Genomic DNA, 18,394 nt, shown 5'->3' with positions numbered 1-18,394 from the left:
CTTCATCCTTCAAGCTGCCTCGGCGTTGGCCTCACCCTCAAACCCCAGTCACATAGTATTCCTATGCTCCTGGGGATTTTCGGGCTTGCCGCCTTGATGCATCATGAATGATTTTGTGTGTGGTTTAATAAGGATGTTTTACCTGAGCCAGTTAGTTTTCGCCAGTTCGATCACTTCATCACCGCGTCCGCTGATGATTGCGCGCAGCATATACAGGCTAAAACCTTTGGCTTGTTCGAGCTTGATCTGCGGCGGGATTGCCAGCTCTTCTTTCGCCACAACGACATCGACCAGAACCGGACCATCGATTGACATGGCGCGTTGCAGCGCCTCATCAACCTCTGAGGATTTCTCCACGCGAATGCCCGTGATGCCACAGGCCTCGGCAATCCGCGCGAAATTCGTGTCGTGCAGTTCGGTGCCGTCAGTCAGATAACCACCAGCCTTCATCTCCATCGCCACAAATCCCAGCACGCTGTTGTTGAAGACAATAATCTTCACCGGTAACTTCATTTGTACCACCGACAGAAAATCGCCCATCAGCATGCTAAAGCCGCCGTCACCGCACATTGCCACAACCTGGCGTCCCGGTTCGGTCGCTTGTGCGCCGAGTGCCTGCGGCATGGCATTAGCCATCGACCCGTGGTTAAACGATCCAATCAGGCGGCGTTTGCCGTTCATTTTCAGATAGCGTGCCGCCCAAACCGTTGGCGTGCCCACGTCGCAGGTGAAGATGGCGTCGTCAGCGGCAAAGTGGCTGATTTGCTGTGCCAGATACTGCGGGTGAATGGCTTTATCACTGGGTTTGGCTAAATCATCCAGCCCTTTACGCGCCTCGCGATAGTGTTCCAGCGCTTTATCCAGGAACTGTCGCTCGGTTTTTTCTTCCACCAACGGCAGCAGGGCGCGGAGGGTGGATTTAATATCGCCTACCAGCGCCATATCCACTTTGCTGTGTGCGCCAATGCTTGCGGGATTGATATCAATCTGAATAATTTTGGCATCAGAGGGGTAGAACGGGCGATAGGGGAACTGGGTGCCGAGCAAAACCAGCGTGTCGGCATTCATCATGGTATGGAAGCCGGATGAAAAGCCAATTAACCCGGTCATACCCACGTCGTACGGGTTGTCGTACTCAACATGCTCTTTCCCACGCAGAGCGTGAACAATCGGGGCTTTGATTTTAGCCGCAAACTCAACCAGCTCTTTATGCGCACCGGCGCAGCCGCTGCCGCACATCAGGGCGATATTGCTGGAGTAGCGCAGCAGTTGCGCCAGTTTTCTCAGTTCTTCCTCTTCCGGGGTGACTACCGGGAGCGGCGCATGATACCAGTGCGTGGTGGCGCTTTCAGGGGCAGGTTTTAGCGCGACGTCACCGGGTAAAACCACCACGGAGACGCCACGGTTGAGCACCGCTTTACGCATAGCTATAGCCAGCACCTGGGGGATCTGCTCAGGGCTGGAAACCAGCTCGCAATAGTGGCTACATTCGCGGAACAACTCCTGCGGGTGGGTCTCCTGAAAATAACCACTGCCTATCTCACTGGAGGGAATATGCGCGGCAATCGCCAGCACCGGGACATGGTTGCGGTGGCAATCAAACAGGCCGTTAATCAGGTGCAGGTTTCCCGGTCCGCATGAGCCGGCACAGACGGCCAGCTCACCGGTCAGTTGGGCTTCTGCGCCTGCGGCAAAAGCGGCAACCTCTTCATGGCGGGTTGGCATCCAGTCAATCGTTCCCATACGATTCAGACTGTCACTAAGGCCATTGAGCGAGTCGCCCGTCACACCCCAAATACGTTTAACGCCAGCTTGTTCGAGTGTTTTAGCAATAAAAGCGGCAACCGTTTGTTTCATGGTTTTCCTTCTCCTCTAATGTGATACCGGTTACAAGTTTAGATGAAGATAATCGTTATGCTTCTCATTACCCCTTATTTCCGGCAGGTTTCATTTAATCTGTATTAAGCGTAGTTTGTTAATTGCACATGGTGAAACAAGGAATAAATTCAAATGGTTATAAAACTATTAAATACAGTTAACCGGGTACTGGCTCACGAAGATTTTGGCAAGTTTTTGTTACGCCTTGCTGTCGGTGGACTGATGCTGTTTCATGGGCTGCATAAACTGTTCGCGGGTATTGATGGCATCAGCGGCATGCTGATAGCGAAAGGTTTCCCGGGCTTTATTGCGTACGGCGTTCTGCTGGGAGAGGTTGTAGCGCCGTGTCTGATTATTCTTGGGATCCTGACACGCCCGGCGGCATTAGGGCTGGCGTTTACGATGGTTGTGGCATGGCTGATGGTCGGGATGGGCGAAACCTGGACACTGGATAAAACCGGTGCATGGGCGATTGAAAGTCTGGTGTACTTTTTTGTTGGCGCGATGGCGGTGGCGTTCCTGGGCGCGGGAAAATATGCCCTGGGCGGCAATTCAGCCTGGCGGTGATAAATGACCGGATGACGGTATTAATACTCCGTCCGGCCTACAACGGTTCTTGTAGGCCGGATAAGTATGCCATCCGGCAATGACTCTTTACGCAAGTACCAGATCACCCTGCGGATGACAGGAACAAGCCAGAACGTAACCTTCCGCAATTTCCGCATCGGTCAGCGTCATGGTGCTGCTGACCGTGTAGTTACCGTCAACCACTTTGGTTTTGCAGCAGCCGCAAACGCCTGCACGGCATGCGGCAACGACCGGAACCTTGTTGCTTTCCAGTGCTTCCAGTAGCGTCGTGCCCACCGGCGCATAGAACTCTTGTGCGGGTTGCAGCTTGGTGAATTTCAGACCACTGGTGGCGGCTTCGGCAACAGGTGTGAAGAACTGCTCTTTAAAGAAGCGTGTTACGCCAAGCGCTTTCACTTCTTTTTCGACCAGATCCATATACGGTGCCGGGCCACAGGTCATCACGGTACGCGAGGTCAGATCCGGGACGTTCTTCAGCAGTTCGGTGGTCAGTCGGCCGGAAACAAAACCCTGAGTGGCATTGTTTTCAGCGACTAATGTCACCGGATATTCACGCCATTCATCGGCAAAGATGACATCTTCTGGCGAGCGAACGTTGAAAATCACCTGCACGTCGGCTTGTGGACGGTACTTCGCCAACCAGCGACGCATCGACATGATTGGCGTTACGCCACAGCCGGCAGCCAGCATCAGGAACTTGTCTTCTGCTTTATCTTCACAGGTAAATTCACCCATGGCATCGGACAGCCAGATGTAGTCGCCGCGCTTCACGTCACGGGTCAGCCACTGCGAACCTGCACCCTCGTCAATGCGGCGGATGGTCAGCGTAATGTATTCGCTAACGCCCGGCGTTGAAGAAATGGTGTAAGCACGCAGCGTGTCCGCTGAATTACGTACGCTGACCAGTGCATACTGCCCGGCGCGGTACGGATAATAGTCGTGGCACAGCAACGAAATTGTCCATACATCCGGCGTTTCCTGATGGATGTGATGAACCTGCATCCGCCATGGGCACTGATGAGTTGGCATTGTCATTCTTTACTCCTTACGCGCTCAGCAGTTGCTTCATGTCTTCTTCAACGGTGGTCACGGAACGCAGACCAAATTTCTCGTTGAGAACTGCCAGCAGATCTGGCGTGAAGAAGCCAGGCGCAGTCGGGCCAGTCACGATGTTTTTCACGCCCAGCGACAGCAGGGTCAGCAGAATAACAATCGCTTTCTGTTCGAACCATGAGAGCACCAGAGACAGCGGCAGATCGTTCACGCCACAACCCAGTTTCTCCGCCAGCGTGACCGCCAGGATAATGGCAGAGTAGGCATCGTTACACTGACCGGCATCGACCAGACGCGGCAGACCTTCGATATCGCCGAATTCCAGTTTGTTGAAACGGTATTTACCACAGGCCAGAGTCAGGATCAGGCAGTCGTCTGGTACGCTGGTGGCGAAATCGGTGAAGTAGTTACGTTCACCACGTGCGCCGTCGCAGCCGCCAACCAGGAAGATGTGACGCAGTTTTTCACGGCTCACCAGGTCAATCAGGGTATCAGCTGCACCCAGCAGCGTCTGACGACCGAAACCAACGGTGATCAGATGCGGAATTTCGCTGTACGGGAAGCCAGCCATCTGCTGCGCCTGAGCAATAACCGGACCGAAGTCATCACCTTCGAGGTGGCTCACACCCGGCCAACCGACGATGCTACGGGTCCAGATGCGGTCATCATATGCGCCAACGGTTGGGTCGATGATGCAGTTAGAGGTCATGACGATTGGGCCAGGGAAGCGAGCAAATTCAACCTGCTGGTTCTGCCAGCCGCTGCCGTAGTTACCGATCAGGTGTTTGAACTTACGCAGCTCCGGGTAGCCGTGCGCCGGCAGCATTTCACCGTGGGTATAAACGTTAACACCGGTGCCTTCAGTCTGCTCAAGCAGGTTGTACAAATCTTTCAGGTCGTGACCGGAGATCAGAATGCACTTACCTTCGGTTGCTTTCACGTTGACCTGGGTTGGGGTCGGGTGACCGTATTTCGTGGTTTCACCGGCATCCAGAATGCTCATCACTTTAAAGTTCATCTGGCCGATTTCCATTGAACACTCCAGCAGAGCATTCATATCGGAAGGCCAGGTACCCAGCCACGCCATGATTTTGTGGTACTGAGCGTAGATATCGTTGTCGTACTGGCCGAGAACGTGTGCGTGCTCCATGTAAGCTGCCGCACCTTTCAGACCGTACAGACACAGCAGACGCAGGCCGAGGATATTCTCGCCGATGGTCGCTTTGTCTTTGTTCGGGGTGAATTCAGCGGCCTGACGTTGCAGGTCGCCCAGATCGTCGCTGACCAGTTGCAGGTCGGCCATCGGGTTTTCAACAGTTGCGTTAGCATCAATGTTCAGGCATTGCGCTTTCAGTGCATCGCGCATGGCGATAGCTTCACGAGCATAGCCAACAATACGCGGGGAATCGAAGTTCACGTTGGTCAGCGTGGAGAAGAATGCACGCGGCGCAAAGTTATCAACCTCATGGTCGATGATGCCGTATTCACGTGCTTTAACAGCCCATGCAGACAGACCTTGTAGGGCAGCAATCAGCAGATCCTGCAGATCGGAGGTTTCAGCCGTTTTACCGCACATACCCTGCGCGTAAGAGCAGCCGTTTCCTGCCGGAGTACGGATGGTTTGTTCACATTGCACACAAAACATGGTCACACCTTTTAAAGTTATATTTGATATACATGTTTAAGGTTATGCCTGCGCGCGAAGGGATTAAAGGGATTTCTGCTACAACTTGCAGGGAGATTGATTTAGCGCAATTTTGGCGGTAGCTGACTACCGCCAGAGAGGTATTTGTCTGTGTATCAGGCGGAGAAAAAGGCCATTAACAGTGGCACTAACAGACTCAGAATAAAGCCGTGCACAATGGCTGCGGGAACCATCTCCAGACCGCCACTGCGTTGTAACACGGGCAGCGTGAAATCCATTGACGTCGCCCCGCAAAGACCCAATGCGGTTGAACGGCTGCGGACCGCCAGTCCAGGGATCAGCATAATGGCAATCAACTCACGCGCCAGGTCGTTAAAGAAGGCGGCGCTGCCAATGACTGGACCGAATGATTCGGTCAACAGAATGCCTGACAGGGAATACCAGCCAAAACCCGATGCCATCGCCAGTGCTGTTTTCAACGGCAGGCCGAGGATCAGCGCATTGATGACGCCGCCCAGCAGAGAACTGGCCACCACGACCACGGCAACAATCATGCCCCGACGGTTCAGTACAATCTGCTTTAATGTCATACCGCTGTTTCGCAGTTGGATCCCGACCAGGAATAATAAAAAGATCAGCGTATATTCGCTGGCTTCGGTCGCGTGTTGCAGCATCGACAATCCGCTAAGACCCAACAGAAAACCCAGCACCACGACGCCGCAAAGCTGTAGCGACTCAAGCGCCATCGCGATCCGGGAGGGGAGCTTCTCTTGCTGGTGGCTGTGTCGCCAGGGGAGTGAGCGCTCCAGCCACAGCAGCGCTGCGATATTACACAGCAGAATGACCGTCACACTAACGGCAGAATAATAAAGAATGGATAACAGATTACTGGCGAGATTATCCAGAAACGCCAGACTGATCCCCATAAAAAAGAGAATAAGGTAGACGATCCAACTCAACAGCCGATTGATAAGTTTTAATGCGGCTCTGTGTCGAAGCGGAATGAGGTAACCCACAATAAGGGGTACCAGAATGATTAACAGCCCTGAGAACATGAAACCCCGATCCTTGCTGAGAAGTAAGACGAAATGCACAACTATAACCTAAATAATTCAAGTTGCAGGAAGGCGGCAAGGGAGTGAATCCCCGGGAGCGTACATAAGTACGTAACTGGGGGGAGCGAGCGCAGTCAACACATCTGCAACTTGAAGTATGACGGATATACACACTACTGAAAGCAAAGAGGGGAGTAAAGTTGCAAATAAAAGGAAATATAGCGAGGAAAAAAAGGCCTGACAATTCATCAGGCCTTGTTGTTAGCGATTAATCGCGTTTTTCCAGCAGGGTGCGGTAAATAAGACCGCCGACGATCCCGCCGATAATCGGCATAACCCAGAATAACCAAAGCTGTTGTAATGCCCAGCCACCCTGGAAGATAGCAACCGCAGTACTACGAGCGGGGTTTACGGATGTATTGGTGACCGGGATACTGATCAGGTGAATCAACGTTAATGCAAGACCGATGGCAATTGGCGCAAAACCTGCCGGAGCATGTTTATCGGTCGCACCGTGGATCACTAATAAGAAACCTGCGGTCAGGACGATTTCAATTACGATGGCAGAAAGCATGGAATACCCGCCAGGTGAATGCTCACCGTAACCGTTTGAGGCGAAGCCACTGGCTGCTGCATCAAAACCGGCTTTGCCGCTGGCAATAAGATAAAGTACTGCTGCTGCTACAATGCCGCCCACAACCTGAGCAATAACATAACCAATAACGTCTTTCGCCGGGAAGCGACCACCAGCCCATAAACCGAATGTCACTGCTGGGTTAAAATGGCCACCTGAAATATGACCCACAGCGAATGCCATGGTTAATACTGTCAGACCAAAGGCCAGGGCGACACCGGCAAACCCAATACCTAACTCCGGGAAAGCCGCGGCCAGAACGGCACTACCACACCCGCCAAAAACAAGCCAAAACGTGCCGAAGAATTCGGCTGCTAATTTCCTGAACATAACCACCTCAATTAAAAGTTCCGGGTTAGTTTTTCTATCCCGGTATTTCATCGCTAAAAGGGACGATGATTAAAACGCGCTTATTCTAGAAAAAAATCTCATCCCTTCGCCACTTAAATTAATAAAAAAATTTGATTTAAGGCAATGTGATGCGAATCCTTTTTGGAGTTCAGGTGAATAAAGCATAGTTCAGTTATCAGAAGTCTGATGATTGACGTCTGAAATTATATTCAAAAGTAATTTTTAAAGAGAATATTCTTAACTCTTTCGATTTATCTGCGGATGATATCGGGTGTTCTGAGCGCCCGCTTACCGTTATACTCCTGATAACTTGAAGGAAAAAGTGAGCATTTCCGGAGGCTATATGATTCTCGAACGCGTTGAGATTGTTGGGTTTCGTGGTATTAATCGGCTGTCGTTGATGCTGGAGCAAAACAACGTGCTGATTGGGGAAAACGCGTGGGGTAAGTCCAGCCTGCTGGATGCGTTAACCCTGCTGTTGTCGCCAGAGTCGGATTTGTACCACTTTAACCGCGAAGATTTCTGGTTCCCGCCGGGTGACATCCAGGGCCGGGAACATCATCTGCATATTGTCCTGACATTTCGTGAATCTCAACCGGGTCGCCATCGTGTGCGTCGATATCGCCCGTTAGAAGCGTGCTGGTCGCCGTGCCATGATAACTATCACCGTATATTTTATCGGCTGGAAGGCGAGTGCGCTGATGACGGCAGCGTCCTGACATTACGCAGTTTTCTTGATGGCGAAGGCCACCCATTACCCATCGACAATATTAACGATCAGGCGCGTCATCTGGTGCGTTTGATGCCAGTATTACGTTTACGTGATGCGCGTTTTATGCGGCGCATCCGTAATGGAACGGTGCCGGATTCCGCGGATGTTGAAGTGACTGCACGCCAACTGGATTTTATGGCACGTGAGTTGGCCACCCGACCGCAGAATCTGACAGATGGGCAGATTCGCCAGGGGCTTTCGGCGATGGTTCAACTGCTGGAGCACTACTTTTCAGAACAAGGTTCCGGTCAATCCCGCTATCGTCTGATGCGCCGACGCTCCAACAACGAGCAACGCAGCTGGCGTTATCTGGATATTATCAACCGTATGATTGATAAACCCGGAGGGCGCACGCACCGTGTGATTCTGCTGGGACTGTTTTCTACGCTGTTACAGGCCAAAGGGTCGCTAAGACTGGATAAAGATGCTCGTCCGTTGCTACTGGTAGAAGATCCTGAAACGCGCTTACACCCCATTATGTTGTCTGTTGCCTGGCAACTGTTGAATCTGCTTCCCCTACAGCGGGTGACGACGACCAACTCTGGTGAACTGTTATCGCTTACGCCCGTTGAACATGTGGTCCGTTTGGTTCGAGAATCTTCCCGCGTCGCGGCCTGGCGACTGGGACCGGGAGGACTCAATGCGGAAGATGGGCGGCGCATTGCCTTCCATATCCGTTTTAATCGGGCGTCTTCACTGTTTGCCCGTTGCTGGCTGTTGGTGGAGGGAGAAACAGAAACATGGGTCATTAACGAACTGGCTCGTCAGTGTGGGCATCACTTTGATGCCGAAGGGATTAAAGTCATTGAATTTGCCCAGTCAGGGCTTAAACCCCTGGTGAAGTTTGCCCGCCGGATGGGAATTGAGTGGCATGTGTTGGTCGATGGCGATGAGGCGGGGAAAAAGTATGCGGCCACGGTACGCAGCCTGCTGAACGATGACAAAGAGGAAGAGCGCGAGCATTTGACCATGTTACCTGCGCTGGATATGGAACACTTTATGTACCGCCAGGGGTTCTCGGACGTTTTTCATCGGGTGGCGCAAATACCGGAAAATGTGCCGATGAATATGCGGAAAATTATAGCGAAGGCGATCCATCGCTCGTCAAAACCGGATCTGGCGATTGAAGTGGCGATGGAAGCGGGGCGACGCGGTGTTGAAGCGGTGCCAACGTTGCTGCGGAAAATGTTCTCCCGCGTGCTGTGGTTAGCACGCGGGCGAGCGGATTAGCGGCGGAACATGACTGATAACTGCGAGTGGATACTGTCGAGTAACTGATAGCGGCGGCGATATTCCGCGCGCTTCTTACTGGCAATATCTGTTTCGCTTTTACGCGCCAGCGTACGCGGAATATGATAGTAGCCATTGCTGTCACATTCGCCGCCAACTGACTCCCAAAATGAATTGTAGTCAGAAAGAATAACCTTGTTTTTATCATGGTAACGCTGGCTGCGAAAAATATGCTGGTCATTGCTGACGGCCAGTACTTGTTCAATATTCAATTGTTCTGCAAAACGACAAATAGCTTCCATTACAATACGTTTAGGAAACAAACCATGGCATGATTTTGTCGCTTTTTGAATTTCTTCGTGCGGCATTAATCGGTTACCCCCCTGCAAGCCACCAATAAAAAGCGCGCTGCGCCCTTCATAGTTGCACAGGGTGAAGGTCATTTCTGCTAATGTCTCGCCCTCACTATTACGGACAAGAATGGTACTTTCACCTTCTTTATCCAGGGCAATAAATGATGACATTATAATGGTGTATATTGCGCTGTCTTTGCCTTCAATTTGTGCCAGTTGTAACCCATCGGCACTTAAATAATCATTAAATTCTGTCGATGAAAAAGCGTTGCGAATAACATTGTAATGAAAACGCACAGCATCGAGTTTTGTTTTACGGTCAAGGTTTACTGCGAGATACGCGCGATGCAGGCGAACCGGTATACGGGGTTGGATCGCGAGAATTTTTTCGAGATCCGGCCATTGCGCCAGCTCAGCCATCCATTCACGTGTTAATCGTGGCATCAGCAATGAGCGCCATACAAACTTACGGCGAAAGCTTCGTTGATGCCAAAATTTACCTGGCCGCCATTGTCCGGTTGTCAGACGACAAAAAAGACTAAAACTTGTGGCGGGTCTGGAAGAATGAAAAGTGCTTTCTGTTAGCTGGCTCATAATAACAATCCAATAGATACTCTGATACCAATTTCAGCACAGTGGACCTTAACGGTTCATCAATAACTCTGTTATTCTTTGCACTTTTCAACGTCTGTTAATTTATCGTTGATGGTTATCACTCCACTCTGGTAGGCGTATTGGGGGACACTGGGACATTTATGAAGCTCAAGGGAAAAATTAAAAAACGTTATTTTCTGCTCGCCATCATCATTATTGTGGCGATGATTTCACTTTGGCGAACGCTTAATGCGCCACTACCACAGTATCAAACGTTAATTGTACGTCCAGGCGATCTCCAGCAAAGTGTGCTGGCTACCGGGAAACTGGATGCGTTACGCAAAGTTGATGTCGGTGCACAAGTGAGTGGGCAGTTAAAAACGCTGTCAGTAGCCATCGGCGATAAAGTTAAAAAAGATCAGTTGCTCGGCGTTATCGATCCTGAGCAGGCGCAAAACCAAATCAAAGAAGTAGAAGCGACGCTCATGGAGCTGCGGGCTCAGCGTTTACAGGCCGAAGCTGAGTGGAAACTGGCGCGCGTAACGCTTTCTCGTCAGCAACAACTGGCGAAAACGCAGGCGGTTTCGCAACAGGATCTCGATACGGCAGCGACCGAAATGGCGGTCAAGCAGGCACAGATTGGCACTATTGATGCACAAATTAAGCGTAATCAGGCTTCCCTTGATACGGCAAAAACGAACCTCGATTACACGCGAATCGTCGCGCCAATGGCGGGTGAAGTGACGCAAATCACCACCCTCCAGGGGCAAACCGTGATTGCCGCCCAGCAAGCGCCCAACATTTTGACGTTGGCAGATATGGGCACCATGCTGGTAAAAGCGCAGGTCTCCGAGGCAGATGTTATTCACCTGCAGCCAGGCCAAAAAGCCTGGTTCACTGTGCTGGGCGATCCGCAGACACGGTATGAAGGCGTGCTCAAAGATGTCCTTCCGACGCCTGAGAAGGTGAATGACGCCATTTTCTACTACGCCCGCTTCGAAGTGCCTAACCCGAAAGGGATCCTGCGCCTTGATATGACCGCGCAGGTGCACATCCAGCTCACAGACGTTAAAAATGTACTGACGATCCCGCTGTCGGCGTTGGGCGATCCTATTGGCAACAACCGCTATAACGTCAGGCTGCTGCGCAATGGTGAAACCCGCGAGCGCGAGGTGGTCATCGGTGCCCGTAATGATACCGACGTAGAGATTGTGAAAGGGTTGGAAGAGGGTGATGAAGTTATCACCGGTGAGGGTAAAGCGGGAGTAGCACAATGACGGCATTGCTTGAGTTGAGCAATATCCGCCGTAGTTACCCGTCAGGCGAGGGACAGGTCGAGGTATTAAAGGACGTTTCCTTACGCATTCAGGCCGGTGAAATGGTGGCGATTGTCGGGGCGTCAGGCTCGGGTAAATCGACGCTGATGAACATTCTGGGATGCCTGGACAAGCCGACCAGTGGAACCTATCGGGTTGCGGGGCGGGATGTTTCTACACTGGATAGCGATGCGTTAGCGCAACTGCGGCGTGAGCATTTCGGCTTTATCTTCCAGCGTTATCATTTGCTGTCACATTTAACGGCGGCACAAAACGTAGAGGTCCCGGCGGTGTATGCCGGGACTGAACGTAAGCAGCGTCTGGCGCGTGCTCAGGAATTACTTCAGCGCCTGGGATTGGGCGACCGGGTTGATTATCAGCCTTCCCAGCTTTCCGGTGGTCAGCAGCAACGTGTCAGTATTGCGCGTGCGTTGATGAACGGTGGTCAGGTTATTCTGGCCGATGAACCCACTGGCGCGTTGGACAGCCACTCCGGCGAAGAGGTGATGGCTATTCTGCATCAGCTACGCGATCGCGGGCATACGGTAATTATCGTCACGCACGACAGCCAGGTTGCCGCCCAGGCAGAACGCGTCATTGAAATTCGTGATGGCGAGATTGTGCGTAATCCACCACCACAAAAGCCCACTGCCGGACGTGATATTGATGAACCAACGGTGACGACGGCTTCTGGCTGGAGCCAGTTTGTCAGCGGTTTTCGTGAAGCATTGACCATGGCATGGCTGGCCATGGCCGCCAACAAGATGCGTACACTGCTCACAATGCTGGGTATTATCATCGGTATCGCTTCGGTGGTGTCGATTGTGGTGGTGGGCGATGCGGCAAAACAGCTGGTGCTGGCAGACATCCGGGCGATTGGTACGAATACTATCGATATCTATCCGGGCAAAGATTTCGGTGATGACGACCCACAATATCAGCAGGCGCTGAAGTATGACGATCTAGTCGCGATTCAGAAGCAACCCTGGGTCAGTTCCGTTACGCCTGCGGTATCGAAGAACCTACGCCTGCGCTATGGCAATATTGATGTCGCCGCCAGCGCAAACGGCGTTAGCGGTGATTACTTCAACGTCTATGGCATGACGTTCAGTGAAGGCGCCACCTTTAATGCAGAACAGCTGGCGGGTAGGGCGCAGGTGGTGGTGCTTGACAGCAATACCCGACGTCAGTTGTTCCCCAGCAAAGCAAAAGTGGTGGGTGAGGTTATTCTGGTGGGAAATATGCCAGCCACCGTTATTGGCGTCGCGGAAGAAAAACAATCGATGTTTGGCAGCAGCAAGATCCTGCGCGTCTGGCTGCCATACAGCACCATGTCAGGGCGGATCATGGGGCAATCGTGGTTAAACTCTATTACCGTGCGGGTAAAAGAGGGTTTTGATAGCGCCCAGGCCGAGCAGCAACTCACCCGTCTGTTATCGCTGCGTCATGGCAAAAAAGATTTCTTCACCTGGAACATGGATGGCATCTTGAAAACCGCCGAAAAAACCACACGTACATTACAGCTCTTTCTGACGCTGGTGGCGGTGATTTCGCTGGTGGTGGGCGGGATCGGTGTGATGAACATTATGCTGGTATCGGTGACAGAGCGTACGCGTGAAATCGGTATTCGGATGGCCGTGGGTGCGCGGGCCAGCGATGTGTTACAACAGTTCTTAATTGAGGCTGTGCTGGTGTGTCTGGTGGGCGGCGCGCTCGGCATCAGTTTGTCGATGTTAATTGCCTTTACGTTACAGCTGTTCCTGCCCGGGTGGGAAATTGGTTTCTCTCCTGTCGCGCTGCTAACGGCTTTCCTGTGTTCAACCGCCACCGGAATTTTGTTTGGCTGGCTTCCGGCCCGTAATGCAGCGCGTCTGGATCCCGTTGATGCTCTGGCACGAGAATAACGCGTTGTATTGCATAAGAAATAAAAATGCCAGCCTTAGGGGCTGGCATTTTGTCTGCGGGATGTACACAATGAGACAGAAGAGCTATGCGACAGCTTCTGCTTCAATGACGGGCACGATAAGACTGGCATGATTGCCTTTTGGCCCCTGGTGGACATCAAACTGGACAGACTGTCCGGCTTTTAGCGTTCTGTAACCATCCATCTGAATGGTGGAGTAATGGGCGAAGATATCTTCACCACCGCCTTCGGGGCAGATGAAACCAAACCCTTTGGCATTGTTGAACCACTTAACAGTACCCGTTTCCATACTTCGACATCCTTCGTAAATCTTATATAAGTAAGATGGAATGAACCGGTGGCGGAGTGGGGGCTGTTCAAAACCTCGCCAACTCTCGAAACTACAATTTAGAGAAATCAGGCGAGGCGTCAAGCGCCAGGCAGGTGGAATAGGGTAAAAATGCATCAAAATTTGAAGCAGTTAACGCTATTGTCGGATATGTGACAGATGTCGCGGATGGCACTGATAGATGATAGTTATCTAATACTTGAGGTAGATTGATTGTGCGCATAGGCTCTTGTCAGCGGCAAGTTATTCTGCCGGTAACCGTAACTGAAGATGACGACTGACAATGGGTAAGACGAACGACTGGCTGGATTTCGAACAGCTGGCGGAAGACAAATTGCGCGACGCGCTAAAACCGCCATCTATGTATAAAGTGATATTAGTCAATGATGATTACACTCCGATGGAGTTTGTTATTGACGTGTTACAAAAATTCTTTTCTTATGATGTAGAACGTGCAACGCAACTGATGCTTGCTGTTCACTATCAAGGTAAAGCCATCTGCGGCGTATTTACCGCCGAGGTTGCTGAAACCAAAGTGGCGATGGTGAACAAATATGCGAGGGAAAACGAGCATCCGTTGCTGTGTACGCTGGAAAAAGCCTGAATGCAGGCATAAATATTGGGGGAGGTGCCTATGCTCAATCAAGAACTGGAACTCAGTTTAAACATGGCTTTCGCCAGAGCGCGCGAGCACCGACATGAGTTTATGACCGTCGAGCACTTGTTACTGGCGTTGCTCAGTAACCCATCGGCCCGCGAAGCGCTGGAAGCGTGTTCTGTGGATCTGGTGGCGCTCCGTCAGGAACTCGAAGCCTTCATTGAACAAACCACACCCGTATTGCCTGCCAGCGAAGAAGAGCGCGACACGCAGCCGACGTTGAGTTTTCAGCGTGTTTTGCAACGCGCTGTCTTTCATGTTCAGTCCTCCGGGCGCAATGAAGTGACTGGCGCGAATGTGCTGGTCGCTATTTTCAGCGAGCAGGAGTCACAGGCGGCCTATCTGCTGCGTAAGCATGAAGTCAGTCGCCTGGACGTGGTGAATTTCATTTCTCATGGCACGCGTAAAGACGAACCGAGTCAATCTTCTGACTCCGGGAATCAGCCAAATAACGAAGAGCAAGCTGGCGGGGAGGACCGTATGGAGAACTTCACGACTAACCTTAACCAGCTTGCCCGTGTGGGCGGAATTGATCCGCTCATTGGCCGGGACAAAGAGCTGGAGCGCGCCATTCAGGTCCTGTGCCGTCGCAGAAAAAACAACCCGCTGCTGGTGGGAGAGTCTGGTGTCGGTAAAACCGCCATTGCCGAAGGTCTCGCCTGGCGTATCGTCCAGGGCGACGTGCCGGAAGTGATGGCTGATTGCACCCTTTACTCTCTGGATATCGGTTCGCTGCTGGCTGGTACCAAGTACCGCGGCGATTTTGAAAAACGCTTTAAGGCGCTGCTGAAACAACTGGAACAGGATACCAACAGCATTCTGTTTATCGATGAGATCCACACCATTATCGGTGCGGGTGCGGCATCGGGCGGCCAGGTGGATGCGGCTAATCTGATCAAGCCGCTGCTCTCCAGCGGGAAAATCCGTGTGATAGGTTCAACCACTTATCAGGAGTTCAGCAATATCTTTGAGAAAGACCGTGCGTTAGCACGTCGCTTCCAGAAAATCGATATCACTGAGCCGTCAGTGGAAGAGACCGTGCAGATCATCAACGGTCTGAAACCGAAGTACGAAGCGCACCATGATGTTCGCTACACCGCCAAAGCGGTACGTGCAGCGGTCGAACTGGCGGTGAAATACATTAACGATCGTCATCTGCCGGATAAAGCGATTGACGTGATTGATGAAGCGGGCGCACGTGCGCGTCTGATGCCGGTCAGCAAGCGCAAGAAAACCGTCAACGTGGCAGATATCGAGTCCGTCGTGGCCCGCATTGCGCGGATCCCGGAGAAGAGCGTTTCGCAGAGCGATCGTGATACGCTGAAAAATCTGGGCAACCGTCTGAAAATGCTGGTATTCGGGCAGGATAAAGCCATTGAAGCACTGACCGAAGCGATCAAAATGAGCCGTGCTGGTCTGGGACACGAGCATAAACCGGTCGGGTCGTTCCTGTTTGCCGGGCCGACTGGCGTTGGTAAGACCGAGGTCACGGTACAACTGTCCAAAGCGCTCGGCATTGAGCTGCTGCGTTTTGATATGTCCGAATATATGGAGCGCCACACCGTCAGCCGCCTGATTGGTGCGCCTCCGGGTTATGTCGGTTTTGACCAGGGTGGTTTACTGACCGATGCGGTGATTAAACATCCTCATGCGGTACTGTTGCTGGATGAAATCGAAAAAGCGCACCCGGACGTCTTCAACCTGCTGCTGCAGGTGATGGATAACGGTACGCTGACCGACAATAACGGGCGTAAAGCGGATTTCCGCAACGTGGTGCTGGTGATGACGACCAACGCCGGGGTACGTGAAACTGAGCGTAAATCGATTGGGCTTATTCATCAGGACAACAGTACTGATGCGATGGGCGAAATCAAAAAAGTGTTTACGCCGGAATTCCGTAACCGCCTCGACAACATTATCTGGTTCGATCATCTCTCTACTGAGGTGATTCATCAGGTGGTGGATAAATTTATTGTCGAGCTGCAGGTTCAACTGGATCAGAAAGGTGTCTCTCTGGAAGTGAGTCAGGAAGCACGTAACTGGCTGGCGGAAAAAGGCTACGACCGCGCAATGGGCGCACGTCCGATGACGCGAGTGGTTCAGGACAACCTGAAAAAACCATTGGCCAACGAATTGCTGTTTGGTTCGCTGGTGGATGGCGGTCAGGTTACCGTCGCACTGGACAAAGAAAAAAATGAGCTGACCTATGGTTTCCAGAGTGCGCAAAAGCACAAGCCAGAAGCTGCCCATTAATTTCTAATTACATGATAAACCGGGTGTAATGCCCGGTTTTTTTTCGCCTGAAAGTAGTGATTTGAATTGGGGGGACTCGGAGAGTATAAACGGCAGGCAAAAAATAAGCCTGCGTAAGGGAGATTACGCAGGCTAAGGAGGTGGTTCCTGGTACAGCTAGCATTTATGGGTTATGTTTTTCAGCGGAGGGGATAATACCCTTAATGAACGAAACGGTATGTGATCGATTTCTAAGAATCTTCCGAACGCTGAAAAATAACCGTAATTAACTACTTAGCATGCGGGTTGCGCGTAGACTCACCGGCAAAATTACGCATCAACAATGCATAATTCAGATCGATATCCTGCGGTACGGGCATCCATACGGTATAACCATCACCAGGCGCAACTGGCATAGCTTCGCCTTTCGCGTTTTCCATCTGCTCAAGGGTGAAATTGACGTTACCCTGCGGCGTCATCAACTCCAGACTGTCACCAACGGTGAATTTGTTTTTCACCAGCACAGCGGCCAGATCGCCTTTGCGTTCGCCGGTGAATTCGCCGACAAACTGCTGACGTTCGGAAACAGAAAAACCGTATTCGTAGTTCTGATAGTCGTCATGCGTATGGCGGCGCAGGAATCCTTCGGTATAACCACGGTGCGCCAGGCCTTCCAGTGTTTCCAGCAGTTGCGGATCGAACGGTTTACCGGCTGCAGCATCGTCAATGGCTTTACGATAGACCTGTGCGGTACGGGCGCAGTAATAGTAAGACTTGGTACGGCCTTCGATTTTCAGCGAATGCACGCCCATCTGGGTCAGGCGTTCAACGTGGGCAATTGCGCGTAAATCTTTTGAGTTCATGATGTAAGTACCGTGTTCGTCTTCGAACGCGGTCATGTATTCACCCGGACGCTGGGCTTCTTCAATCATAAACACTTTGTCCGTAGGCGCGCCGATCCCAAGCGTCGGTTCCACGTTTTGTACCGGTATGGGTTCATATTTGTGTACGATATTACCCACTACATCTTCTTTCCCTTCCTGCACGTTGTATTCCCAGCGGCAGGCATTGGTACAGGTACCCTGGTTAGGGTCGCGTTTGTTGATGTAGCCGGAGAGCAGGCAACGGCCGGAGTAGGCCATGCACAGCGCACCGTGCACGAAGATTTCAAGCTCCATATCCGGAACCTGGGTGCGGATCTCTTCAATTTCTTCCAGCGACAGTTCGCGAGACAGGATCACGCGGGTCAGCCCCATCTGCTTCCAGAATTTCACCGTTGCCCAGTTTACGGCGTTAGCCTGTACTGAAAGGTGAATGTCCATCTCCGGAAAGTTTTCGCGCACCAGCATGATAAGCCCTGGATCGGACATGATCAGCGCATCCGGCCCCATTTCCACAACGGGTTTCAGGTCACGAATGAAGGTTTTCAGCTTGGCGTTATGCGGGGCAATGTTAACCACCACATAGAATTTTTTACCCAGTTCATGGGCTTCATTAATGCCGAGCTGCAGGTTTTCGTGGTTGAATTCGTTGTTGCGTACACGCAGAGAGTAACGCGGTTGGCCCGCATACACAGCATCTGCGCCATAGGCGAAAGCGTAACGCATATTTTTCAGCGTTCCCGCCGGGGAAAGGAGTTCCGGTTTAAACATAGTTTTCTCGTTCTGATGACAGGTCAGACTCGCTTCACTGAATGAAGCGGTTGGGGGAGTGCCCCCATATTAAGGGCGGGCATTGTATCGCTGCGTGACGGGTAGGTAAAGTTATTGTGCCGGGTGGGCGT

The 18,394-nt window shown here is 51.9% G+C and carries 14 protein-coding genes; 6 read left to right on the top strand and 8 right to left on the bottom strand.

Features of this window, described 5'->3' with window-relative positions:
- Window positions 1–138: 138 nt before the first annotated feature.
- Entirely contained in the window at window positions 139–1,857 is a 1,719-nt protein-coding gene (poxB, locus tag SK32_RS08040; RefSeq protein ID WP_048212066.1) for a ubiquinone-dependent pyruvate dehydrogenase, read from the bottom strand.
- Between the two features lie 153 nt (window positions 1,858–2,010).
- Here poxB and SK32_RS08035 point away from each other — a divergent pair, with 153 nt between their 5' ends.
- On the top strand, window positions 2,011–2,445 hold the full coding sequence (locus SK32_RS08035; RefSeq protein ID WP_048212065.1) for a DoxX family protein: 435 nt from the start codon (window positions 2,011–2,013) through the stop codon (window positions 2,443–2,445).
- Window positions 2,446–2,532: 87 nt separating this feature from the next.
- Here the strand turns inward: SK32_RS08035 and hcr are convergent, their stop codons facing one another.
- From hcr to aqpZ, 4 genes are all read right to left on the bottom strand, one after another.
- Entirely contained in the window at window positions 2,533–3,501 is a 969-nt protein-coding gene (gene hcr / locus SK32_RS08030) for an NADH oxidoreductase (RefSeq protein WP_048212064.1), read from the bottom strand.
- A gap of 10 nt (window positions 3,502–3,511) precedes the next feature.
- Complete coding sequence (gene hcp / locus SK32_RS08025) at window positions 3,512–5,164, bottom strand: hydroxylamine reductase (protein ID WP_048212063.1); 1,653 nt, start codon at window positions 5,162–5,164, stop codon at window positions 3,512–3,514.
- 155 nt (window positions 5,165–5,319) lie between these two features.
- On the bottom strand, window positions 5,320–6,219 hold the full coding sequence (locus SK32_RS08020; protein ID WP_048212062.1) for a LysO family transporter: 900 nt from the start codon (window positions 6,217–6,219) through the stop codon (window positions 5,320–5,322).
- Window positions 6,220–6,487: 268 nt separating this feature from the next.
- Window positions 6,488–7,183 carry an aquaporin Z gene (gene aqpZ / locus SK32_RS08015; RefSeq protein WP_048212061.1) on the bottom strand — a complete coding sequence of 232 codons (696 nt, stop codon included), beginning with the start codon at window positions 7,181–7,183 and terminating at the stop codon, window positions 6,488–6,490.
- Between the two features lie 364 nt (window positions 7,184–7,547).
- On the opposite strand from aqpZ, the gene SK32_RS08010 reads away from it, so the two are divergent.
- On the top strand, window positions 7,548–9,206 hold the full coding sequence (locus SK32_RS08010) for an ATP-dependent endonuclease (RefSeq protein WP_048212060.1): 1,659 nt from the start codon (window positions 7,548–7,550) through the stop codon (window positions 9,204–9,206).
- Here SK32_RS08010 and SK32_RS08005 read toward each other — a convergent pair.
- Window positions 9,203–10,153, bottom strand: a complete 951-nt coding sequence (locus tag SK32_RS08005) for a VirK/YbjX family protein (protein WP_048212059.1) — start codon at window positions 10,151–10,153, stop codon at window positions 9,203–9,205. The two genes, SK32_RS08010 and SK32_RS08005, sit on opposite strands and share 4 nt — an antisense overlap.
- A gap of 161 nt (window positions 10,154–10,314) precedes the next feature.
- Between SK32_RS08005 and macA the strand changes: the two genes are divergently transcribed.
- Window positions 10,315–11,430 carry a macrolide transporter subunit MacA gene (gene macA / locus SK32_RS08000; RefSeq protein WP_048212058.1) on the top strand — a complete coding sequence of 372 codons (1,116 nt, stop codon included), beginning with the start codon at window positions 10,315–10,317 and terminating at the stop codon, window positions 11,428–11,430.
- Window positions 11,427–13,373 (top strand): macrolide ABC transporter ATP-binding protein/permease MacB, encoded by a 1,947-nt coding sequence (gene macB, locus SK32_RS07995; RefSeq protein ID WP_048212057.1) that lies wholly within the window; start codon window positions 11,427–11,429, stop codon window positions 13,371–13,373. The genes macA and macB overlap by 4 nt, the downstream gene beginning before the upstream one ends.
- A gap of 84 nt (window positions 13,374–13,457) precedes the next feature.
- Here the strand turns inward: macB and cspD are convergent, their stop codons facing one another.
- Window positions 13,458–13,682, bottom strand: a complete 225-nt coding sequence (gene cspD / locus SK32_RS07990) for a cold shock-like protein CspD (protein WP_005128369.1) — start codon at window positions 13,680–13,682, stop codon at window positions 13,458–13,460.
- A gap of 322 nt (window positions 13,683–14,004) precedes the next feature.
- Between cspD and clpS the strand changes: the two genes are divergently transcribed.
- Both clpS and clpA read left to right on the top strand, forming a co-directional pair.
- A complete protein-coding gene (clpS, locus tag SK32_RS07985; protein ID WP_005128368.1) occupies window positions 14,005–14,325 on the top strand; it encodes an ATP-dependent Clp protease adapter ClpS in 321 nt (106 codons plus the stop codon).
- 30 nt (window positions 14,326–14,355) lie between these two features.
- Entirely contained in the window at window positions 14,356–16,632 is a 2,277-nt protein-coding gene (gene clpA / locus SK32_RS07980; protein WP_048212056.1) for an ATP-dependent Clp protease ATP-binding subunit ClpA, read from the top strand.
- A 269-nt stretch (window positions 16,633–16,901) separates the two neighbouring features.
- On the opposite strand, the gene trhP is transcribed toward clpA, so the two are convergent.
- The gene (gene trhP / locus SK32_RS07975; RefSeq protein WP_048212055.1) at window positions 16,902–18,263 is read right to left on the bottom strand and encodes a prephenate-dependent tRNA uridine(34) hydroxylase TrhP; all 1,362 of its coding nucleotides are present in this window, start codon (window positions 18,261–18,263) and stop codon (window positions 16,902–16,904) included.
- Window positions 18,264–18,394 lie beyond the last annotated feature (131 nt).

The organism is Citrobacter sp. MGH100, from assembly GCF_001034465.1.
Taxonomy (GTDB): Bacteria; Pseudomonadota; Gammaproteobacteria; order Enterobacterales; family Enterobacteriaceae; genus Citrobacter; species Citrobacter youngae.
The sequence above is the reverse complement of the archived record's forward strand: the minus strand, read 5'-3'. Positions and strand labels throughout refer to the sequence as shown.